This window comes from Colwellia sp. MB3u-45 (assembly GCF_014077005.1).
Taxonomy (GTDB): domain Bacteria; phylum Pseudomonadota; class Gammaproteobacteria; order Enterobacterales; family Alteromonadaceae; genus Cognaticolwellia.
The window spans coordinates 1-23,450 of record NZ_JACGVC010000036.1 but is presented as its reverse complement, the minus strand read 5'-3'; the positions used below and the strand labels follow the sequence as shown (position 1 = coordinate 23,450).

19 protein-coding genes and 2 pseudogenes are annotated in these 23,450 nt (G+C 39.1%); 10 read left to right on the top strand and 11 right to left on the bottom strand.

What is annotated here, in order from left to right:
- Window positions 1-131: 131 nt before the first annotated feature.
- The 3 genes from H4J41_RS02095 (at window position 132) to H4J41_RS02085 (ending at window position 2,029) form a co-directional block, all read left to right on the top strand.
- On the top strand, window positions 132-461 hold the full coding sequence (locus H4J41_RS02095) for a hypothetical protein (RefSeq protein WP_182135103.1): 330 nt from the start codon (window positions 132-134) through the stop codon (window positions 459-461).
- Between the two features lie 135 nt (window positions 462-596).
- Window positions 597-1,856 carry an AmpG family muropeptide MFS transporter gene (locus H4J41_RS02090; protein ID WP_182135104.1) on the top strand — a complete coding sequence of 420 codons (1,260 nt, stop codon included), beginning with the start codon at window positions 597-599 and terminating at the stop codon, window positions 1,854-1,856.
- Between the two features lie 2 nt (window positions 1,857-1,858).
- Window positions 1,859-2,029: a hypothetical protein gene (locus H4J41_RS02085; RefSeq protein ID WP_182135106.1), complete on the top strand. Its 171-nt coding sequence runs from the start codon at window positions 1,859-1,861 to the stop codon at window positions 2,027-2,029.
- A gap of 133 nt (window positions 2,030-2,162) precedes the next feature.
- Here H4J41_RS02085 and H4J41_RS02080 read toward each other — a convergent pair whose 3' ends face one another.
- The 5 genes from H4J41_RS02080 to dsbC form a co-directional block, all read right to left on the bottom strand.
- Complete coding sequence (locus H4J41_RS02080; RefSeq protein ID WP_182135108.1) at window positions 2,163-2,711, bottom strand: YkvA family protein; 549 nt, start codon at window positions 2,709-2,711, stop codon at window positions 2,163-2,165.
- Between the two features lie 494 nt (window positions 2,712-3,205).
- Window positions 3,206-4,747 carry a lysine--tRNA ligase gene (gene lysS / locus H4J41_RS02075; protein WP_182135110.1) on the bottom strand — a complete coding sequence of 514 codons (1,542 nt, stop codon included), beginning with the start codon at window positions 4,745-4,747 and terminating at the stop codon, window positions 3,206-3,208.
- 110 nt (window positions 4,748-4,857) lie between these two features.
- A protein-coding gene (gene prfB / locus H4J41_RS02070) for a peptide chain release factor 2 (RefSeq protein ID WP_182135111.1) occupies window positions 4,858-5,956 on the bottom strand; the annotation gives its coding sequence in 2 pieces (ribosomal slippage) (window positions 4,858-5,880 and window positions 5,882-5,956; 1,098 coding nt in all).
- 166 nt (window positions 5,957-6,122) lie between these two features.
- A complete protein-coding gene (recJ, locus tag H4J41_RS02065) occupies window positions 6,123-7,892 on the bottom strand; it encodes a single-stranded-DNA-specific exonuclease RecJ (RefSeq protein ID WP_182135113.1) in 1,770 nt (589 codons plus the stop codon).
- Window positions 7,893-8,004: 112 nt separating this feature from the next.
- A complete protein-coding gene (gene dsbC, locus H4J41_RS02060) occupies window positions 8,005-8,793 on the bottom strand; it encodes a bifunctional protein-disulfide isomerase/oxidoreductase DsbC (protein WP_182135115.1) in 789 nt (262 codons plus the stop codon).
- Window positions 8,794-9,067: 274 nt separating this feature from the next.
- Between dsbC and fldB the strand changes: the two genes are divergently transcribed.
- Window positions 9,068-9,592 (top strand): flavodoxin FldB, encoded by a 525-nt coding sequence (fldB, locus tag H4J41_RS02055; RefSeq protein ID WP_182135117.1) that lies wholly within the window; start codon window positions 9,068-9,070, stop codon window positions 9,590-9,592.
- A 101-nt stretch (window positions 9,593-9,693) separates the two neighbouring features.
- Entirely contained in the window at window positions 9,694-10,935 is a 1,242-nt protein-coding gene (gene srmB, locus H4J41_RS02050) for an ATP-dependent RNA helicase SrmB (protein WP_182135119.1), read from the top strand.
- Between the two features lie 172 nt (window positions 10,936-11,107).
- Here the strand turns inward: srmB and H4J41_RS02045 are convergent, their stop codons facing one another.
- On the bottom strand, window positions 11,108-12,043 hold the full coding sequence (locus H4J41_RS02045) for a LysR family transcriptional regulator (protein WP_182135121.1): 936 nt from the start codon (window positions 12,041-12,043) through the stop codon (window positions 11,108-11,110).
- Window positions 12,044-12,140: 97 nt separating this feature from the next.
- Between H4J41_RS02045 and H4J41_RS02040 the strand changes: the two genes are divergently transcribed.
- On the top strand, window positions 12,141-12,575 hold the full coding sequence (locus tag H4J41_RS02040) for a DMT family transporter (RefSeq protein ID WP_182135122.1): 435 nt from the start codon (window positions 12,141-12,143) through the stop codon (window positions 12,573-12,575).
- A 4-nt stretch (window positions 12,576-12,579) separates the two neighbouring features.
- Window positions 12,580-13,047, top strand: coding sequence for a DMT family transporter (locus tag H4J41_RS02035; protein WP_182135124.1), 468 nt, complete (start codon window positions 12,580-12,582; stop codon window positions 13,045-13,047).
- A gap of 308 nt (window positions 13,048-13,355) precedes the next feature.
- Here H4J41_RS02035 and yaaA read toward each other — a convergent pair whose 3' ends face one another.
- Complete coding sequence (yaaA, locus tag H4J41_RS02030; protein WP_182135126.1) at window positions 13,356-14,132, bottom strand: peroxide stress protein YaaA; 777 nt, start codon at window positions 14,130-14,132, stop codon at window positions 13,356-13,358.
- A 295-nt stretch (window positions 14,133-14,427) separates the two neighbouring features.
- Between yaaA and tal the strand changes: the two genes are divergently transcribed.
- From tal to H4J41_RS02015, 3 genes and pseudogenes are all read left to right on the top strand, one after another.
- Window positions 14,428-15,390, top strand: coding sequence for a transaldolase (gene tal / locus H4J41_RS02025; protein WP_182135128.1), 963 nt, complete (start codon window positions 14,428-14,430; stop codon window positions 15,388-15,390).
- A 119-nt stretch (window positions 15,391-15,509) separates the two neighbouring features.
- Window positions 15,510-15,683 carry a DUF3545 family protein gene (locus H4J41_RS02020; protein WP_182135130.1) on the top strand — a complete coding sequence of 58 codons (174 nt, stop codon included), beginning with the start codon at window positions 15,510-15,512 and terminating at the stop codon, window positions 15,681-15,683.
- 263 nt (window positions 15,684-15,946) lie between these two features.
- Window positions 15,947-16,512: pseudogene (locus H4J41_RS02015) on the top strand (DUF6942 family protein).
- 411 nt (window positions 16,513-16,923) lie between these two features.
- On the opposite strand, the gene parC reads toward H4J41_RS02015, so the two are convergent.
- The 4 genes and pseudogenes from parC to H4J41_RS01995 all read right to left on the bottom strand — a co-directional run.
- Entirely contained in the window at window positions 16,924-19,212 is a 2,289-nt protein-coding gene (gene parC / locus H4J41_RS02010; protein WP_182138366.1) for a DNA topoisomerase IV subunit A, read from the bottom strand.
- A gap of 141 nt (window positions 19,213-19,353) precedes the next feature.
- Complete coding sequence (locus H4J41_RS02005) at window positions 19,354-20,610, bottom strand: GGDEF domain-containing protein (protein ID WP_182138365.1); 1,257 nt, start codon at window positions 20,608-20,610, stop codon at window positions 19,354-19,356.
- The gene (locus H4J41_RS02000; protein WP_182150444.1) at window positions 20,603-22,465 is read right to left on the bottom strand and encodes a tetratricopeptide repeat-containing diguanylate cyclase; all 1,863 of its coding nucleotides are present in this window, start codon (window positions 22,463-22,465) and stop codon (window positions 20,603-20,605) included. Before H4J41_RS02000 ends, H4J41_RS02005 begins: the two co-directional genes overlap by 8 nt.
- Before the next feature lie 400 nt (window positions 22,466-22,865).
- Window positions 22,866-23,450, bottom strand: a pseudogene (locus tag H4J41_RS01995) (DNA topoisomerase IV subunit B); the annotation flags it as partial.

Genomic DNA, 23,450 nt, shown 5'->3' with positions numbered 1-23,450 from the left:
TTATCTACGATAACTAAACAGCATCAAAAAATATTACAAGGCGAGCAACACTCTTATATACCCGAGTATATAGCAGAATTTCATACCAGAGCTAAGCTAGCTTATTAGCTAGATTTCGAAAAAGGAACATCATGATAATTGAGCAGTTTATCAATGAAAAAATCACACAAATTAGGGCCTATATTACCGCTGTTATTAATCATTCTCTACACTACACTGAGCTTGATAAATTTGTCGAAAACACCATGGCAGAATGGACTTTACTTCAGGTGAGTGACGAAACGCCCAATAATGCTAGAGAACGTGTATTTTGGCATATAATGCATGAACTTAGTTTGCACAGCGCTAATGACCTTGAACGTGATTTATACTTTAAAAGTGAGATATCCACCTGTTTAGAGTTTTTCTCTGGAACGGGCAGTTATCCTATTGATTGCATAGGTTGGCGCCCAATACCTTAATATTACAAGATTAAAAAAAATCCACAGGTAAGCAGTAATAACTAATTGCCTGTTTCAAAATATTAAACTTCTGTTTACTAATACATTTTGATAGCCTTACAACATTATATTCTCGCATTCATTAGGCTTTGAGCAATGCAATCCCCGACCTTTAAACAAGCAATACTCAATCGCCGCATGCTAATTTGTATATTCACTGGCTTTAGCTCCGGTCTGCCTTTGTTTATTCTTTATCAACTGGTGCCGGGTTGGTTACGCTCAGAGGGTGTTAGCCTGACTGAAATTGGTTTATTTTCCTTAATCGGCATTCCCTACGTATGGAAATTCATTTGGTCGCCATTAATGGACCGATATTCATTACCGGTATTGGGACGCCGCCGCAGTTGGATGTTACTCACCCAGGTATTATTGCTCTTCTCTATTGCAGGTTTTGGTTTTGTTGACCCCGTAATGAATATCTGGAATGTTGCCTACCTAGCAGCCGCTGTGGCATTTTTTAGTGCTAGTCAAGATATTGTACTCGATGCCTATCGTCGAGAATTACTGCCTGAGCATGAACTTGGCCTAGGTAACTCTATTCACGTACAAGCTTACCGGCTTTCTGGCTTAGTGCCGGGTTCGTTGGCCTTTATTCTTTCTGACCATATCAGTTGGCAAGCCGTATTTATTATTGTCGCGGCGTTTATGCTAATAGGCGTTGTCTTAAGCCTTTCAATCAAAGAGCTTAATAACACCGCCCAAGCACCAAAAACATTACAGCAAGCCGTTGTTTTACCGTTTAAGGACTTTATTAGTAGAGAAGGTACAAAATCTGCGCTACAAATTCTCGCTTTTTTGTTTTTATATAAACTCGGCGACAGTATGGCAACGGCTTTACAAACGCCATTTTTTATCGACTTAGGTTTTACTAAAACTGAGATAGGTGTGGTGGCTAAAACAGCGTCATTAATTGCTATGACTATAGGTTTGGCTGTTGGTGGTATCGTAATGATTAAATTAAGTATTAATCGTGCGCTTTGGTTGTTTGGTTTTGTGCAAATAATAAGTATACTAGGTTTTGCAGCCCTCGCAGAAATTGGCCACAACACCTACGCTTTAGCTTTCGCTATGGGCTTTGAGTATTTGGGTGTTGGTCTTGGCACAGCGGCCTTTACCGCTTTTATTGCCCGAGCCACTAACCCAGCATTTGCAGCAACACAATTTGCATTATTTACTGCATTAACCGCACTGCCAAGAACATTTGCCAATGCCACTACGGGCGTTATTGTTGAACAAATAGGTTGGACTAATTTTTACTTTATATGTACGGCATTAGCGATACCCGGTATGTTAATGCTATTAAAAGTGGCACCGTGGCGCGAGCCATCAAAAACAGTAACGCAGGAGATAGCGTAAATATGATCCAACTATTTTTTCTTGTCCCTATACTCATGAGCGCTATTTGGTATTGGTATTTAAGCAGTAATAATTACACCATTAAACAGGGCTTAAAAGGCTTTGGTTATATCTTTGCTTTTAACGCTACTATTATCGCTTTTTTCATTTTAATGTTGTTTATAACGCATTAATTCATCTAGCTATCTTAAAAAACTTGAAAAATTAGAAGTTAAAAGTTGAAAGTTGAAAGTTGAAATTGAAAAAGCCACTTACTGCGGCTTTTTCAGACCTTGAATTCAATCAAATAAACTGACCAGTTTTCAGTTAAAAAACCGAACGAAAACCTGAACGAGAACTACTGCGACCAGCACGACGATTTCTCATTCTACTGTGCAACTCTTTTCGCTTAGACTCTAACCACTCATCTCGAGTAATAGTTTCATCGCTATGACGACCTTCTTCACGCTTTCGGTAGTGACAAAATTCTAAGAAAGCCTCGATGTTATCTTTAAGTTCATCAACAACTAGCTCAATCATGATGGCATCATCTAAAAAACCTAACACCGGAATATGATCAGGCACTAAATCCTCAGGATCACTAAAATAAGCCAAAGCACTTAATACATCAGCCCGCTCTTGGTCAGGTATTTTCCACTCCGAATCTTCAATCATAGCGACTAAGGTGGCTAATTTTTTAATTCTTTCACTGACAAATAGCGGCACATCAACTTGAATGTCTTTACTCAGGCTTTTTGCATTAGCTAAAATTTCTGCTTCAGTTAAATTTTTTGCTTCTGATTTAGCTGCTCGCATCACATCACGAAAATACTCTAAATCTGACTCTTTCAATTCAAAGGTAACTTCAAATGCCATTTTAATTCTCCTAATATTTGGCTTACTTTGATCGGTAACCCTTTAAATTTAACAGAACATTGACAATACACCACTAATGCAGACAAATATAAACCATTCATTTAAATAACCCTTGTGCTATTTATAACTTAATTTTGGCCACGACATTATTTCAGTCTAAGTTGATAAACAAAGTGAGTAAAATTATATTGCTGCCAAAAAAAGCCTAATAAAAAATTAAGTATCTGTTTATGTTATTTAAAATAATATTAGCTATATTGTAAATACCCTAGCTTATAAATACTTAGATGATAATAACCATTAGCTAAACTGAACTTACTGTGCAGCCATATTTTTTTACAGGGAGAGAAGTCAGTGGAAGTAGTGCAGGAGCAATTAGCGATATGCTCTAATGCCTTGAAAGACAGAAAGCCTGAACATAAAAAAGCACCCTAAGGTGCTTTTTTCGTTATGCGTTTAACTCAGCTTATTCAGCGAGTAATGCCAAGTTGGTATTACTCAGCAAGTGGACGCATATGCGGGAATAAAATAACGTCTTTAATGGTAGGTGAATCGGTAAATAGCATGACTAATCGATCAATACCAATACCTTCACCCGCTGTTGGCGGTAAACCGTATTCAAGTGCTTGAATATAGTCAGCGTCAAAGTGCATGGCTTCGTCATCACCGGCATCTTTACCTGCAACTTGATTTCTAAAACGCGCCGCTTGGTCTTCAGCATCATTAAGCTCTGAGAAACCGTTGGCTAGTTCACGACCACCAACAAAAAACTCAAAACGGTCAGTGATAAATGCGTTGTCATCATTTCTACGAGCTAATGGCGATACTTCCCAAGGATATTCTGTGATAAAGGTCGGTTGGTCAAGCATATGCTCGGCAACTTCTTCAAAAATCTCACAAACATACTTACCAGCACCCCAGACTTTAGATGCTTCAGTTTCCTTAACACCTACTTGTTTTGCCATCGCTTTTAAGGCATCAAAATTAGCTTCTGGGTCACGTAAAACCGCTTCATCAAGGTTGGTACCATATTGTAAAATCGCATCAACCATAGACAGACGAGTAAACGACTTACCAAAATCATAGAACTTCTCTTCTACAACTTCACCGTCAGAGTTTTTAACGGTATTACGAATAATAGCTGACCCCATAACGTCTTCAGCTAGAGTACGTAACATTTCTTCAGTAAGGTTCATTAGGTCATGATAATCAGCATAAGCTTGGTAGAATTCAATCATGGTAAATTCTGGATTATGACGTGATGATAAGCCTTCATTACGAAAGTTACGGTTAATTTCAAAAACTTTCTCAAAACCACCAACAACCAAGCGCTTCAAGTAAAGCTCTGGCGCAATACGCATATACATTTGAATGTCTAGGGCATTGTGGAATGTTTCAAAAGGCTTCGCCGTTGCACCACCTGGAATGGTTTGTAGCATAGGTGTTTCAACTTCCATAAAATCACGGTCAGTTAAAAACTTGCGAATACCATCAACAATTTTTGAACGAATTTTAAAGGTGTTACGCGTTTCTTCATTGATGATCAAATCAACGTAACGTTGGCGGTATTTTGTTTCAACATCTGATAAACCATGAAATTTTTCTGGTAATGGACGCAGTGACTTTGTTAACAGCTCGTATTTATCCATATTGACGTATAAGTCGCCTTTACCTGACATATGCATAGTACCGGTAACACCAATAATATCGCCAATGTCTAAAGTGCCCCAACGCTCTTTAATATCTTTTTGCACCGTTTTGTGGGCATAAGCCTGAATACGGCCGGTCATATCTTGTAAGACTAAAAATGGACCACGTTTTGCCATAACACGACCAGCAATGCTGTAAAGACCGGTTTCAGCTTCAAGCGTTTCTTTATCTTTTTCACCGTGTTCAGCTTGCAAATCAGCAGCATAATGTTTTCGGTCAAACTTGTTAGGGTGGCCATTAGCCGGACAGTTTTCTCGAATTTTTGCTAATTTGCCACGACGCTCGGCAATCAATTTATTTTCGTCTTGGTGTGCTTGATCAGTCATTTTATTTCTCGTGTGTTAACGTAACATGGAATTTAAGCTAAGTTATTTAGCGCTCAAATCTTGCTATTACAGGTATATTCTATTAAAAATAGTTTAAATTAATTAAGTACTTATAAGCCAGATTTCAAACTAGCTTTTAAAAATTTGTTTAAATCACCGTCTAATACTGCTTGAGTATTGCGATTTTCTATGCCGGTGCGTAAGTCTTTAATACGGCTGTCATCTAAAACATAAGAGCGTATTTGACTGCCCCAGCCAATATCTGATTTGCCGTCTTCTAATTCTTGTTTACCTTCATTTTGCTTTTGCATTTCCATTTCATACAATTTAGCTTTTAGCAATTTCATCGCAGTAGCACGGTTTTTGTGCTGTGAACGATCAGCCTGACAAGCCACTACTGCGCCGGTTGGCTCATGGGTAATACGTATGGCAGAATCAGTTTTGTTAACATGTTGACCACCCGCACCAGAGGCACGAAAGGTGTCTATGCGTAAATCTGCTGGGTTAATATCAATTTCAATATTGTCGTCAATTTCTGGGTAAATAAACGCAGAAGCAAACGAGGTATGACGACGACCACTTGAGTCAAAAGGTGACTTGCGTACTAAACGATGCACACCGGTTTCTGTGCGTAACCAACCAAAAGCATACTCACCCGTGTATTTAATGGTGCAACCTTTAATACCGGCGACATCACCGCCGGTGACTTCAATGGCTTCTGTTTTGTAACCATTGGCTTCACCCCAGCGTAAATACATGCGCATAAGCATTTCTGCCCAATCTTGTGCTTCTGTACCGCCAGATCCTGATTGAATATCTAAATAGCAGTTATTGGCGTCGTGATCACCAGAAAACATCCGACGAAATTCTAGTTTTTCAAGGCTAACTTCTAAGGTTTTTGTTTCAGCTTCAGCGTCATTAAAGGTTTCTTCGTCGTCGGCTTCAACGGCAAGTTCAACCAAGCCTTCAATGTCTTCACAACCTGAGTCCATTTGTTGAATAGTTTCAACCACAGCTTCTAATGCCGCACGTTCACGACCTAGTGCTTGTGCACGTTCAGGGTTATTCCAAACATCGGCAGATTCTAATTCTCGCGTAACTTCAACCAAGCGTTCTGACTTTTGGTCGTAGTCAAAGATACCCCCGAAGCAGATTGGTGCGTTCACGAATTTCTTTAATTTTATTGAGTACTGGATTAACTTCTAGCATATTTTTTATCTGTCACGCCGTAATTGATGAATAAAGGGAAAAACAAAAAAAATAGTCGCGCATTGTAGCCTAATTACGCGATTAAATAAACGCTTGCTTGAGTAATGCAATGCCATTTTTATGATATTTTTATCACCTCTTAAGCTGATAATGGCATTGATAACCTTTAGTCTAATTGTTCAACCATTAATTGTACTGACTGTTTACCTCGAAACTCATTAATGTCCAGACGATAGGCTAGCTTCACCTGCTTGGCTTGGTTGTCTGGCCAACGCTTAATATCAACATTAAAGGCGATGGCATCAAATACTTGCTGGTCTTTTTCTACCACAAGCTTTAAGTGTTTTTCGCCGACAATACGTTGCTGTACAAGCGTGAAAACGTCATCAAATACCGGTTCTGGAAAATTTTGTCCCCACGGCCCGGCCTCACGTAAGACCTGTGCAAAAGCCAGTGTCATATCGTTAGTTAATAGCTCGCCATCTGAGGCCAGTACACCCGTTAAAGCTTCTTTACTTAACCACTGCTCGGCATATTGCTCAAATAGTGCTGAAAACTGTTCGAATTTATTTGCCGGTATTGATAAACCTGCCGCCATGGCATGACCACCAAATTTTATAATAATACCAGGGTGTTGGCTGTCAATATACTCGAGTAAATCACGAATATGTAAACCTGGAATAGAGCGCGCTGAGCCTTTTATTTCATTGCTACTGATATCAATACTGTCAGCGTCACTGTTATTCATACCACTGGCGTCGTCATCATTACCTTTGGCAAACACAATACTCGGGCGATGATACTTTTCTTTTAAGCGCCCTGCGACAATACCGATGACGCCTTGATGCCAGTCGCCATGAAACAAACTAATGCCATGGGGTAAATTGCTTTCACTAAACTGTAAACTGGCCAGTACTTGCTCGGCTTCAATTTGCATGCCCTGCTCTATTTCCCGGCGCGCTTTATTTAAGTCATCCAAATCGGCCGCCATCACTCTAGCGCTGGATAAATCTTTTGCTAGTAAACAGTTAATGCCAAACGCCATGTCGTCTAACCGACCTGCTGCATTGATACGTGGGCCTAAAGCAAAGCCAAAATCACTGGCCACTAATTTTTGCTGATTTTTACCGGCAATTTCTATTAAGGCTTGAATACCCGGGCGCGTCGCTCCTGCGCGAATGCGCTTGAGTCCTTGTTCGACTAAAATTCGATTATTGGCATCAAGTGACACCACATCAGCAACCGTACCTAAGGCAACTAAATCAAGTAATTGTGCGATATTAGGCTCTTTAATGTTCTGCTGTTCAAACCATTGCTGTTCACGTAAATATTTTCTTAACGCCAACATAAAGTAAAATGCGACACCAACACCGGCCAACGACTTGCTGGCAAAATTACAACCCACTTGATTGGGATTAACAATGGCATCGGCAGGGGGTGTATGTGCGCCAGGTAAATGATGGTCAGTAACTACCACTTGCAGCCCTAACTCTTTCGCCCTTTTAACACCCGCAATGCAGCTAATGCCATTATCAACCGTCACCAATACCTGTGCGCCTTGTGAGTTGGCAATATCAACAATTTCAGGGGTTAAGCCATAGCCGTACTTAAATCGGTTGGGGACTAAAAAATGATGATTGGTTGAACCTAGCATTTGCAATGCTTCCATCATTAAGGCCGTACTTGTGGCTCCGTCAGCATCAAAGTCACCAATTATCGTGATGTTTTTTTGCCCTTGCAGGGCCTGATATAACAGTTCACATGCTTCAGGTAAGCCTTTTAACGAGTCAACCGCACATAAATGAGACGCGGTTAATTCAAGTTGTGCTTTGTTGGTAACACCGCGTCGTGCATATATTTGTCGAACAAGTGGATGAAGTGTATCGGGTAAATGCTCATCGCTAACTTGCTCTCGACGAATGATCTCTTTATGCATGAATGCACCTTATACTTGAAATGCTAGAGACAAAAATGGCAAGTGAATGACTTGCCATTTTATCAAAAAATTAACTTATACCTATCAAAAAAATTTATCAATTTTTTTGATATTAGCCACCTTGTTGAGAAGTTTCTAATAACATAAATAATTTACTTGGGTCTTGATAACCAGGCACCATCATGCCATTGGCCAATATAATGGCCGGTGTTCCAGAAACGCCCACTTGACGACCAAAGTCAAATTCATCCTCGATAGGCATATCACAAATACGTGCCGCCACTGAAGAGCCACTTTTTGCTTTTGTTAACGCCGACTGAGGATCTTCATGACACCATATCGAGCGTAAATCTTTAAAACCTTGTGAATAACTACCGGTTTGGTCTTTTACGCCGGCACGTGGATAGGCTAAATAACGCACCGTGATGCCTTTATCGTTGTAAGCGCTCATTTGTTCGTGCATTTTACGACAATAACCGCAGGTAATGTCAGTAAAAACGGTTACTACATGCTTTTCGTTTTTAGCCGGATAAACAATCATAGCATCAGAGAACTTAACCATACCGTCAACACGCACTTGCGCTAAACTTTCTTCGGTTAAATTACTCACATTTTCGCCTAATCCATACATTTTACCATGCAATAAAAAATTGCCATCGGCGCTAGCATAAAATAAGCCCTGATCGGTAAGCACTTCAACGACACCTGCCATGGGAGAGGGTTTGATACTAGCGACATTAAACCCTAACATTTGTGACAATTTTGCCTTTACCCCTTGCAACTCAGACGACTGGTTAACAGGTAACATCACACGGTTATTTTCTGGCTCAGCAGACGCTACAACATTTTGGGTCAAACTTAACAAGCCAAATGCAGCAGCCAATAAAAATTTCTTAGACATAAATCAATACCATACCTTAACTCTATGAGCGGAAAATAAGCGGAAAATTACTTTTGTAATTTTAGATAAATACAAAGACCGCTTTAAGCACCCTAAAATTACAGTGAAAAAGGCATAATTGCAATAACACTAAGCCGGCCACTAGCTAACTGATCTGATAAAATATGACTTTCAGTGGCACAGCAAAGCATCTTATTGGCGAGAAATTTGCTAAAATCTCGCCACTCGCTCACCAACCACCTAACGTGGTTCGTTAAACCTCGGTAATTTATCAATGAACATCGCATTATATTACGGCTCAACTACTTGTTATACCGAAATAGCAGCAGAAAAAATTCAAGCTGAACTTGGCCAAGATAACGTCACCTTATTTAATATCAAAGATACGCCACTGACGGAAATGGTAAACCACGACATCTTAATTTTAGGTATTTCTACTTGGGACTATGGTGAAATTCAGGAAGACTGGGAGTCACATTGGCCAGAAATAGCCGACATTGATCTTGAAGGAAAAATTGTTGCCCTTTATGGCATGGGGGATCAAATTGGTTACACTGATTGGTTTCAAGATGCACTTGGCATGTTACATGACCAAGTGCTAGCACAAGGCGGTTATGTTATCGGTTATTGGCCAAATGAAGGTTATGACTTTGCGGAGTCAAAAGCACTAACAGAAGATGGGCAACATTTTGTTGGTTTAGCCCTTGATGAAGACAACCAGTACAATGCTAGCGAAGCACGGATCAAACAATGGTGCCAACAAATTAGCGCTGAAATCGCAGATATTCTAGCAGATTAGGCTAAATATCATAATAAATAGACAAATTTGGCGAGATCTTTAGGATAAATCGTATTTTGCCATTATAATCCCCCTCATTAATCCCCAAAGAAAATTATTACATGTTTGAGCAGTTTGACCTAGATTCCGCATTATTGGGCGGCATTGAAAATGCAGGCTATAAAAAGCCAACGTCTATCCAAGAGTTAGTACTTCCTGTAGCGATGACAGGCAAAGACGTATTAGCTTCAGCCCCAACAGGAACGGGAAAAACAGCAGCATTTATTTTGCCTGCTGCTCAACACTTGCTTGATTATCCTCGCCCGCAGCAAGGTTTTCCACGGGTACTCATTTTATCGCCAACACGCGAGCTTGCCATACAAACTCATGAGCAATGTCAGAAGTTAACCGCGCTAACCAACATTAAATCTGCGGTTATTACCGGTGGTGTTAATTATGGCAGCCATAAAGAAGTACTCACAGGTAACACCGATATTTTGGTTGCTACACCTGGCCGGTTAATGGAATACATTGAAAGCGAGCAGTTTGATAGCCGTGAAATTGAAATCCTTATTTTAGATGAAGCTGACCGTATGCTCACTATGGGTTTTGCTGAAACGATTAATCGCATTGTTGGAGAAGCACGTTGGCGCAAACAAACCATGTTATTTTCCGCCACACTGGAAGGTGCTGCCGTAGTACGTTTTTCTCGCGAACTATTGAACGACCCGGTATTTTTGGAAGCGAACCCTTCTCGAAAAGAAAAAGCGAAAATTCATCAGTGGATGCACTTAGCCGATAACAAAGATCATAAATTCGCCTTACTACTGAACTTATTGCAACAAGAAGAAGTGGGACGTGCCCTAGTTTTTGCCAATAAACGTGAGACAGTGCAATACCTATCAGGTAAACTTTATGCTGATAACATGCCTTGTGTCTGGCTTGAAGGTAAAATGCAACAAGACAAACGCAACACCTCAGTCGAGCGTTTACGCAATGGTACGGTTAATGTTTTAGTCGCTACCGATATCGCTGAACGTGGCCTTGATATTGACGATATCACCCATGTTATCAACTTTGATATGCCACGCACCGCCGATATTTATTTACATCGCATCGGCCGAACAGGTCGAGCGGGCAATAAAGGCACCGCTATCTCACTGGTTGAAGCGCATGACATGTTGGTTATTGGTAAAATTGAACGTTATATTAAAGAACGTTTACCACGCCGTGTCATTGAAACGTTAAGACCGCAATACAAAGAAGCACGTGTTGCTGTTAAAAAAACCAAAGTAAAAAGAACCGTTGCTCAGAAGAAAGCTAAAGCGAAAAAAGTCGCGAAACGCGGTAAAGCGACGAGTTAAACTAAACACGGCCAGTGCTAAGCGGTCAGTTAAAAGTGACCAGATGTTAGCTAGAAACTAAAAAACCTAAACCTTGCTGTTTAGGTTTTTTTGTTTATAGCATACGATTTAATCTTGTTTAACTTTTCAGTGTGATTTTTCAATCTAACTTTTTCAATTTAACTTTTTCAATCTAATTTAGTTCCCAATAAAGCGGTGAGCCATACACTTCACTAAAGTAGTCAATTATTTGTCTTACGTTTAGCGATACATGGCGGGTATTAGGATAAATGGCCGTAACATGCTGAGGTGTTTTCTTAATAGCGGTATTGTAGTTGGGTAATAATTTAATCAAAGTACCATTTTTGAGATGCTCTCCAATAAGCCAATCAGGAAAAAGCACAATACCCATGCCTTCAAGCGCGCATACTAGCAAGCTTTCTGCATTATTAGAGGTCAGTAAAGCCGGTATAGATTGATGCACCCAATCTTCATTTTCTTTTTTAAACAGCCAACGGTTTTGGCCTGATGAACCTTTATATATTAAACATTTATGCTCGGGTAAATCTGCTGGACTTTGCACTATGCCATATTTTTTTATGTATGCTCGAGAAGCAGCTAAATGATAGGTTTGCTCGCCAAAAGTACGGGCATGAAACGAAGAGTCAGTTAAGGTTCCAATCCGAAAAATAATATCTGTAGCATCATGATGGGGATCAATAAAATCATCCGTTAATGTCAGGTCTATTTGTAATTTAGGGTGGCGAGAGCTGAGTTGAGGCAGCCAAGGTGCGATGTGTCGTTGTCCAAAAAATACCGGGCCATTTATTCTGACTAAACCACCGGGTTCTAGCGTTTTGTCTTGAAATTTATTTTGCGCCTCATTAATGCTTGCGGTAATTGATTGTGCATAAGTCAAAAATACCCTAGCAGCTTCGGTAGGGATCACCGCACGTGTATTCCGATAAAAAAGTTGCTGCCCTAAATTGTCTTCTAACTGCTTAATAATACGTGACACTTTAGACGCTGACACACCTTCTCTTCTCGCCACAACCGAAAAACTTTGATGATTAAATACATTAATAAAAAAAACTAATGTTTTTATACTGATTGAATTTATATTATTCATTTGTGCAACTTTTGCAAAGATCATTTCTATATTATAGCGTTTTTCATGATGATGAGCTGATGTAAACTACATAATATGATTTATTAAAGGCTGTCTCATGCAAATTTTATTAATATTTATTGTTGTTTTAGGTGGAATGGGCTTGTCTGTTGAAGCGGGTCTACTTGGGCCTCTAGGAAATCAAGTCGGTGAACTGTGGGCCACATTGAGCATTTTTGGTGTTGGAGCTGCACTGACTTTTTTATTAATGCTGTTCTTTAGCCCACGTAATAGTGCTTCTTTTTTTGCACAACCGCCATTATTGCTCATTGGCGGCGTATTAGGGCCTATCTACGTTATTGTATTAACGGTTGTTACTCCTGTTATTGGGGTCGCGATGACTATGATTGGCATACTTGCAGGCCAAGTATTTAAAAGTTTAATAATCGACCATTTTGGTTTATTTGGTACGACTGAACGAAAAATAGATCTTAAGCGAATTATTGCCTTGGCTTTCATTGTGCTAGCACTTTTTTTTATGACTAAGGGGTAAAGAAATGACCACCATTATAATGATTATGTTAGCCGTCATTGCTGGCGCTACATTGAGTGTTCAGGCGGCATTGAATGGTCGCCTAGGCGGCAATGTTGGTGTATTTAAAAGCGCATTTTTAACGTTTTCGGTAGGCGCTTTAATCACTGCCTTGCTTATTTTTTTCTTTGAGCCCAATCACGCTATTACTTTAATGGACGTACCCAAATGGCAGCTGCTTGGCGCCTTATGTGGTGTACCTTATATTGTTATTATGGTGATTGCTGTTCAACATATAGGCACAGCATTAGCAACGGTTGCGGTTATTTTTGGTCAGCTCACCATGAGTGTGTTAATCGATAACTTTGGCTGGTTGGGCAATGAGGCCATTACACTGTCAAATAGCCGAATTGGGGCTTTAGTTTGTTTGGCGATTGCGCTGTATTTTATTCATTCGAGTAGTAAAGCTGAAGTAAAAGAAGCCGATAGTTAATACGGTTATATTTAATTTAGCATAGCTTTTATAACTATATTCTGTGATAGATTTAGAAGTGTTGGACTGTTGATTTATATTTTGTACTTGAAGATCACCTGGGTCATTTAGGCGTTTAAAAACAATACCCACAGGTTAAATATACTGTTCAAATATATCAGGTCAGCTAATCAGGTCAGCTATAAGTGACGACGCATTAAACAAGGTAGGCGCGTGTTATTAACCGCTCGGGCAGTTAGCACTATAGTCGCTATAAAGTATCTACCTTTCAACTTTATAGCGACTATAGTCACGCAAATTAAATCAGCTTAATCTAGCTCTTTACGGGTAAATACCCAATCATTACCTTTACTTAAATCGCAAGAATATTGATAACCTGCGACATCAAAGTCTTTTAGCTTTTCAAGATCTGTGATTTGGTGCTCAATAATATAACGCGCCATTAAACCTCGGGCTTTTTTGGCAAAAAAACTGATCATTTTAAATTGACCATTTTTCCAATCTTTAAATGCCGGAGTTATTACTTCGGCTTTTAATACTTTTTTATTAACCGCTTTAAAGTATTCATTTGACGCTAAATTAATTAACACATTATCGCCTTGGGCAGCAATAGCGACATTTAAATGCTCGGTGATAATGTCACCCCAAAATTGATATAAATTGCTACCGCGATCATTATCTAATTTTTTACCCATTTCTAGTCGATATGCTTGCATCAAATCGAGCGGTCTTAATAGGCCATATAATCCTGATAATATCCGCATATGCTGTTGAGCGAAGGTAAAGTCATCCTCGCTAAACGATTTAGCATCTAAGCCAGTGTATACGTCGCCATTAAATGCTAGCACAGCTTGTCGAGCATTTTCCGGCGTAAAAGGCGTTGCCCATTCGCCAAAACGTGCCGCATTTAAGCCGGCTAATTTATCGCTAATAGCCATTAATGAACTAATATCCGCAGGCGTTAGTGTTTTACACTTTTTCATCAGCACTTTACTGTCTGCTAATAGTTCAGGTTGTGAATATAGCTCGGTAGCAACGGGGGATTCATAATCTAAGTTCTTCGCCGGAGAAACAACAAGTAACATTATTTATCTACTCTATCTTACAATTTTTGTCACTATAACACAGGAAAAAACTAATATAATTATCTTCATTATGAATTACTCATTGAACCGCTAGCGCGCGCACAGGCAATAAAGTGTTTTATCAACACTATTTCATCATCACACTTGCTAAATTATGAAAATTTGATACAAATAGAGCCGAATAAGATAAAAAGTTTACTATTTCCAATCAAAATACTTGTAAATGTTGTAATATTTCACCAAAATTTACTCAATAAAACCACCTGATTACATTATCAACGTCAAGGGACATGTTATGACCGATCAACTTTCTCAACTTTCTCAACTAAAAGCAATGACCACGGTTGTTGCTGATACCGGCGATATTGAAGCTATTGCTAAGTTTCAACCACAAGACGCCACCACGAATCCGTCTTTACTATTAAAGGCAGCCTCTTTAGCTAATTATCAGCAACTACTTACTAGCGCAGTAGCGTGGGCGAAAACTCAATCATCAAACGCTGAACAGCAAGTCATCGACGCTGCAGATAAGTTTTCGGTACTCATCGGCTTAGAAATCTTAAAGACAGTCCCAGGTAGAATTTCAACAGAAGTTGATGCGCGCTTATCCTTTGATACAGCCGCATCGATTGCTAAAGCGTATAAACTTATCGCTATGTACAACGAGGCTGGCATTAGTAATGATCGTATCTTGATCAAAGTAGCCTCAACGTGGGAAGGTATTAAAGCGGCAGAGCAACTAGAAGCTGAAGGCATTAACTGCAATTTAACTTTGTTGTTTAACTTTGCTCAGGCACAGGCCTGTGCTGAAGCCAATATTTACCTAATTTCACCTTTCGTTGGTCGCATTTTAGATTGGTATAAAAAAGACACTGGCCGTAGTGATTACTCAGCCAGCGAAGATCCAGGCGTAGTATCAGTAACCAGTATTTATAATTATTACAAAGCTAAAGGTCACAAAACTGTAGTCATGGGTGCTAGTTTCCGAAATATTGGTGAGATACTTGAACTCGCTGGTTGTGACCGATTAACGATTAGCCCAAACCTGATGGATGAATTAGCTAATTCAACGGCAACAGTATCGCAAAAACTATTCAGCGATCATGCACCATTAGCCGATGAACCTGCACTTAGTGAAGCACAATTTAGATGGCAAATGAACCAAGATGCCATGGCAACAGAGAAGTTAGCCGAGGGTATTCGAAACTTTACCATTGACCAAGTTAAACTTGAGCAACAATTACAGGCTATGCTTTAAATTTTTAAGTTATGAAACTTGTGAACCCCATGAAATTGTAAATAAAATGCAAATAATGTTTCTATATTGTTAACAACTGTGATACAAAATACTGCAGTTGTAGAAATAAGGAGCATACCATGGAAAATTTTCAACAAGTATTGGGCTCTTTAGGCAAACGGCCTAAATCGAGTTCAAGTAATAATAAAAAAAGAAAGTGGCGTGAAATTGAACAACTGAAAGAAAAATTTCAACTGGAAAAAGAATTAAAAGCATTTGATGATTCTTTAGAAAATATGTTGAAAGAGTTTTAATTAAGCTTAGTATGGCTAATATAAACGATTAAAAGCCCGGATTGTACCGGGTTTTTTATTGCATTTTTATTAGGAAAAGTACCACCAATTTCACTAAACTTGTTATCAATTCTACTGGTTTAAATAAAGAACTGCTGCGTTATTTATTTATTTATTTATTTATTTATTTAATAACTAGCACAACTCGTTATTAAATAAATGTTTTATATTTGGCCATTTTTCCTGCGTAAAAATGGATAAGCTAACGAATAAAATGGGTAAAAATGCTAAATAAAGCCGTCGGTTTAGGTACTCTTGACGCCAAGATTATTTTCTATATAAGAAACTGCCCTCCATTAGCACACTATCAAAACCTGACGAGTGTTAAAGCGTTAGTGACAGATGAAATTGCCGATATTGCTCTTGAAACTGGTAACCATTGGCGAAAATTTTTAATGTCTACGCTAAGTTGTTATTTGAAATATCACCGGAACAATTTACTAGTTGGCAAAAATTAAGAGACAGCGCTCTATTACAGGCAGAAAGTGATCATTGCTTACTTTTTTCAGCACCTGACTTTTCAGAGGCTGACTGTTCAGGGGTTAATTTACTCAGTGCTAAGCCCAGTCAAAAACTACACATAATATTAGGTAAAGGTTACGCTGAACAACTAGGGTTTTGTAATAGCTGCATATGGCTGAGTCATGATTTCGCCATTAATATCGATTTAGGCGTTATTATTTGTCCTTATTTCGATTATCGGCAATTATCAAATAAAAAAATTACGCAACTTTCAGGCCTAATTCAACAAGTAACCGCGCACCAAGTACAATCCAAGGTGGATGGTTAGGAACGGCGACGTGTTTGTAGCATTGCCGACATGAATGTTGGTACTGAGTTTTTGTTAGGCACAAAAGGCTGACCACTCGTCCTAAGCATCGCTGCTACTTCACACCCATGTGATCGCAGCATACCGCTCGTCCTAAGCATCGCTGCTACTTCACATCCATGTGATCGCAGCATACCGCTCGTCTAAGCATCGCTGCTACTTCACATCCATGTGATCGCAGCATACCGCTCGTCTAAGCATCGCTGCTACTTCACATCCATGTGATCGCAGCATACAGCTCGTCCTGAGCATCGCTGCTACTTCATATCCATGTGATCGCAGCATACCGCTCGTCCTGAGCATAAAAAAACCCTAAGATATTTAATCTTAAGGCTTTTTTTGTGCTAATTCTTAGGTGCTAAATCAGAAGTATTAACTCTCAGGAATTTCAGGCTCTATATCTGAGTTTTGTTGCTCTATAACGATATGATCAACGCGTTGTAAACCTCTAGGTAGCTTATTACCTCGACGGCCACGTTCACCTTTATAATGTTCAATGTCACTCGCTTTTAACGTTAACTTGCGCTTGCCTGCATGCAAGGTAATGGCACTGTTGGGTGGCAACACTTCGAGCAAGGTTACATATTCATCACGTGTTTTAGCCCTTGCAGTAGGGATATTAATTATTTTATTACCCTTACCTTTACTCAAAATAGGCAAGTCTTTGATTGGGAAAACCAGCATGCGCCCTTCTGAGGTAATTGAAAGCACTAATTCTGTCTCTAAATTACTAATAACTTTTGGCGTCATTACTTTCGCCGCTGCAGACAAAGTTAATAATGCTTTACCATTTTTATTACGACTGACCATATCGGCAAAGCTTGCCACAAAACCGTAACCGGCATCACTACTGAGTAAGTAACGACATTGGTCATCAGCCATCAGTACTTTTTCAAAGTTTTCACCACTGGTCAGATTAAAGCGTCCGGTTAGCGGCTCTCCTTGGCTACGCGCTGAGGGTAGACTATGCGCATCAGTGGCGTAAGCTCTACCTGCGGAGTCAAAAAACACCACAGGACGATTACTACGCCCTTTTGCTAAGCATAAGTATTCATCACCTGACTTGTAACTTAATGCTTGTGCATCAATGTCATGACCTTTTGCACAACGTGCCCAGCCTTTTTGCGAAACCACAACAGTCACAGGCTCACTCGGCATAAGATCTTTTTCAGATAGGGCTTTTGCCTCTTGTCGCTCAACAATAACAGAGCGACGATCATCACCGTATTTTTCAGCGGCTTCTAGGATCTCTTTCTTCATTAAGGTGTTCATGCGAACTTTAGAACTGAGTATTTTTTCTAGGTATTCACGTTCTATGTTCAACTCATCTTGCTCAGCACGAATTCTAATTTCTTCAAGCTTGGCCAGTTGGCGAAGTTTAATTTCTAATATCGATTCGGCTTGGCGTTCTGACAGTTCAAAGCGTGACATTAACTCTGCTTTGGGCTTGTCAAAACCTCTTATAATTTCAATTACTTCATCAATATTAAGATAGGCGATTAATAAGCCATCTAACAGATGCAAACGCGCTAATACTTTATCTAATCGATATTGCAAACGACGACGCACAGTTTCACGTCGATATTCTAACCACTCGCTTAATATGGTTCTAATATCTTTAACGGCGGGTTTGTTGTTCAAACCTATCATGTTTAAATTGACACGAAAGTTTTTTTCTAAATCTGTGGTAGCAAATAAGTGCTGCATCAACTGTTCAATATCAACACGATTTGAACGGGGCACAATCACTAAACGGATCGGGTTTTCATGATCTGATTCATCACGTAAATCAACCACCATTGGCAGTTTTTTTGCCTGCATTTGATTAGCAATTTGTTCTAATATTTTTCCACCAGAAGCCTGATGTGGTAATGCGGTAATAACCACATCACCGTGTAACACTTCATAGACCGCACGCATTTTAATGCTACCACGACCGGTTTGATAAATTTTTTCAATATCGGCTTTAGGCGTGATGATTTCAGCATCAGTTGGATAATCTGGCCCATGAATAATATCGAGTAGATCGGCTAATTCAGCTTTCGGTTGCTCAATTAAATGAATACAGGCATTAGCCACTTCTCTAGCATTATGCGGCGGAATGTCTGTTGCCATGCCGACAGCAATGCCGGTAATACCGTTGAGTAAAATATGCGGTAGGCGCGCAGGTAAGGTTTTGGGCTCTTGCATGGTGCCATCAAAATTAGGCGACCAATCAACAGTGCCTTGGCCTAATTCGGCCAGTAAAACTTCACTAAAGCGTGATAAACGGGCTTCGGTATAACGCATGGCGGCAAATGACTTTGGATCGTCAGGAGCGCCCCAATTTCCTTGTCCGTCAACTAATGGGTAACGATATGAAAATGGCTGCGCCATTAACACCATAGCTTCGTAACAGGCAGAATCACCATGGGGATGAAACTTACCTAGTACATCACCGACAGTACGGGCAGATTTTTTATATTTTGCTGATGCAGATAAGCCAAGTTCTGACATGGCATAAACAATACGTCGTTGCACCGGCTTTAAGCCATCACCAATATGAGGTAATGCACGATCCATAATGACATACATCGAGTAATTTAAATAAGCTTCTTCAGTGAATTGTCTTAGAGGGCGTTGTTCAATACCGTCTAAACTAAAGTCGAGAGCATCTGACATGAAAATATTTTCCTAAAAAGCTCACTTAATGCCGAATTATTAAGCGTTACTTTTATTATTGTTGTTCTGGGGTAGCTTAGCTGATTATACTAGTGGAAAGAACACTGTTAGGCGATAAATATCGTCCAATAGTGATTAATCTTAATTTTCTTGTCTTTCTGTAGAATAGCTACAAACTTGATTGTGACCATTAGCCTTTGCTTGATACATAGCCAAATCAGCCGCATGTAACAAACTATCAAAATTTTCTTTAATATCAGCAATGCTGGCAATACCTATACTGACAGTAACCTGCATATTATTGTTTTTATTTTTACTGATATTAGCTTGAATTTTCTCACGTATGTGCTCTGCAATCGCGCGCGCTTGTACAATGGTGGCCTCGGGTAAAATAGCGGCAAACTCTTCACCGCCAATACGTGCCAGAAAATCTCGAGAACGCATAGTTTCACCGGCTAATACGCCAACCTGAGCAATAACGCTGTCGCCGGCATCGTAACCAAAGTTGTCGTTTATATTTTTTAAATTATCTATATCTAAGATTAAAATACTGAGCGCTTTATTACCCGTTAATGCTTGTTTCATATAAGTAGCACCGTGACTAAAGAACAAACGACGATTAGGCAATAACGTTAAACTATCAGTTTTTGCCAGTAACTTTAAGGCTTGACGGATTTTAAATTGTCGTAAAAGTAGTAAAAGGAACAGGCTTCCTACGGCAATAAAAATGGCAATATTACGATGCTGTTGACTACGTTCAGATTCAGCACGCGTCAGCGCAAAATGCTGTATTTGACTATTTTGTCTCAGTAGCTCGTTTTCTTCATGCTTTTTTTCAATGTGGTATTTTTCATTTAAACCTTTAACACGATATTCTTTTTGCTGTTTCAAATGAGAAAAATACTTGTTCATGTATTGTTTTTTACTATCGAAGGCTTTCTTATCTTCACCTTGGCTTGCATAGATGTTTGCAAGGGTTAGATAAGCACTGGCAAATAAAGGTGAGTCGAGTTGTTTTTTAGCCAGTAACGGCTCAAGTTTAAGTGCTTTATTGAGCCAATTAATCACTTTATATTCTTGCCCTGCAACATCAGCAATATTGGCACGCACAACATACAATAAATATTGTTCAGCGACATTTAATGTCAGAGACAATTTTTGCCAAGCTAATAATTTAACTTGCGCTGCCACTTTGTCATGCATACTCAAGCTGTTAAGCGATAATATTTCGCTATTAATCGCAAAAAAAACAATGGGCCTTTGCTGTTTAGCATAGAGGCTATTAACTTGATTAAATACCTCTTGCTGGCCAGTAATTTCATCCGCATTCACCGCCGTACTAATAAAAGTCATTAACAAATATAAAGCAAGACCTGTTAACAGTGAGTATTTATTCATGATCACTCACTGTAACTGTATTACGGCCAGACTGTTTGACCTTTAATAACTGTTCGTCAGCTACTTTTAACAAAGCCGCAAAGTTATCATAATTACCTTGCTCAAATGTCGCTACACCAATATTTACCGTTAACTGCTTGATTTGCTGAGTTTGCCATTTTGCTTGTTCGATGTTTTCTTTAAGTCGCTGTGCTACTTCCAATGCTTCACTATTTCCAGTATTTGGCAATAAAGCAATAAATTCTTCACCGCCAAAGCGGCCAAAAACATCACTCGCTCGCATTAGATTTTGACCTTGAATAGCAATTTCTTTTAGTGCTTTGTCACCAATAACATGACCAAATTGGTCATTGATTTTTTTGAATAAATCGATATCAATCATATAAACACTAAAGGCTTGTTGATGGTTTTGAGCGGTTAAAAAGTATTCTTCACCTAACTCAAGTAATCTACGTCGATTAACGACACCCGTTAGACTATCAGTTCGAGTGGCGTTAGTTAAGTTCCTTTGCCCTTTGATAACACGATATAAGCACCAAGCTAATAACAAAGTACACAATGCTAATATGCCAACAAATGCCTTACGGCTGTTAACGTCAAGTGTCATTTGCTGGAGTTGTAAGTGCTGTATGCGCTGTTTTTTTTCCAAAATATGCGTATGTCGTTGAGCCGTTTCACTTTCATATTGCAACATTAACTCATCGACTTCTGTCGTTTCTCGTGCCTGCTCACCCGCTATAGACAGCGTAAAATATTGAGTTTGAATTTGATATGCTTGATTATAATGGCCTAAAGCATAATGCAATTTAGCGCTTAAAAAGAGCATTTTTAGCTCACTAGTGTCATAAACATTGCTAGTTTTACGCTCAAGCAGTATTTCAGCTTGCTCAAGACTGTCTAATGCTTCTTGATAACGCGTCATTTTTTCTAAAATATAAGCTTTGTCTATAAGGTATTGAAGTTTTACTAAATGTTGTTCTACATCTTCAACATATTCACCCGCAAGGAGAATATATCGATAAGCATTTTCGGTCCCAGAATCTTCCTTATTGAGTAGCGCCCAAGCTAACTTTCTATAAACATTAGCGATAAACTGATGACTGCTATTGGGCTGAATTTCGCTTTCTAATACGCGATAAACTTTAATAGCTTGCTCAAAATTCTTTTGCTTAGTGTGGTTATTAGCCACATTATGCAAACTTTTAAGAGCATAGTTATGTTTACCTGCACTTTTATAATGTTGATACGACTGTTGAAAATAGTCATTGGCTTGGTTTTTTTCATCTAAATGACCATATAAAATACCCAGCTCATTGTTAATTTCACCTAAAAGTGTATCATCGCCAATGGCATTTGCCAGTGCTAAGGCTTGATTAAGCGTAATTAATGACTGTTTGTAATCTTGCTGTAAATATAATATCGCACCGATATTAATCAGACCGCGCGCAATTAATTTCTGATTATTCATCGAGCGTGCAACGTCTAAACCGTTTTGATAAAGTAAAAAAGCCCCTTCCAGATCACCCAAATTTTCGATCGCAAAACCTTTAGTGTAAGCAAGCTCTGCAATAAATATGCTAGGGTTATTCATTTGCTTCGCAAGTTTTAAGCCCTGCTCTGAAGATGCCTCACTTAAACGGTATAACGCTTGATCTATATATGCCGTGGATTGAATGCGATAGTAATTGACTTGATTGGTGATAGGTTGAGTGTTTAGCTCGGCTTTATGTCTATTTAATAAAACCAATGCCGCTTTGGGATCAGTGTTATTAAGCTGTTCAGCACGTAACAAAAACGTATTAAAATCGCTATCAGTTAAAGACTGTAAAGCATTTGACTTACAAGATATTAACAAAAAAACAAATAAAATTAGGCTACTATTTTGAAAGGTTAATTTTACCAAGCTTCTCAACAAATCTCTGCTCCAACAATCCATCTGATAATATAAAATTAATAGTATAAAACGAATTTAGGTAAATGATAAACTATTATTTATTATGTTAAAAAAACAATAAGCTATATATCACTAAGGTTATTTCAAACTATTTTTCAGTTACTTGCCAGTAACTTGCTGCTATTTCATTATCATCTAGGTCAACAACGAGGTAAGCATATCATCATCTTACTCCAAGTTCGTTGTTGCAACGTCCGCCTAATGCTATGGCACATTAATAAAAGTTATCGAATGGCTGATGACTTAACGCGAAAAAATCCATTCTGTTGGCCAATGTTGCCGACAGAATGGATAAACCTTATCAATCTAATTCAACCAGATCACCTTTAGATTGCAACCAAACCTTACGATCACCGGCCCGTTTTTTAGAGAGCAACATGTCCATCAATTCCATAGTTTCACTATGATCATCAACCGTTAACTGCACTAAGCGACGCGTATTGGGGTCCATGGTGGTTTCACGTAATTGTAACGGATTCATTTCACCTAGACCTTTGAATCGCTGTACATTGACTTTGCCACGCTTTTTCTCTGCTTCAATTCGATCCAAAATACCGTCTTTTTCCGCTTCATCCAAAGCGTAAAACACTTCTTTACCAACATCAACGCGATACAATGGCGGCATAGCCACATAAACATGACCGGCTTGAACCAAAGGTAAAAAATGTTGCGTAAATAACGCACAAAGCAAAGTAGCGATATGTAACCCATCAGAGTCGGCATCGGCGAGAATACAAATCTTACCGTAACGCAATCCTGATAAATCATCGCTATCAGGGTCAATACCTAAAGCCACAGAAATGTTATGCACTTCTTCCGAAGCTAAGATTTGTCCCGAGTCAACTTCCCAGGTATTTAAAATTTTACCACGTAGCGGCATGATGGC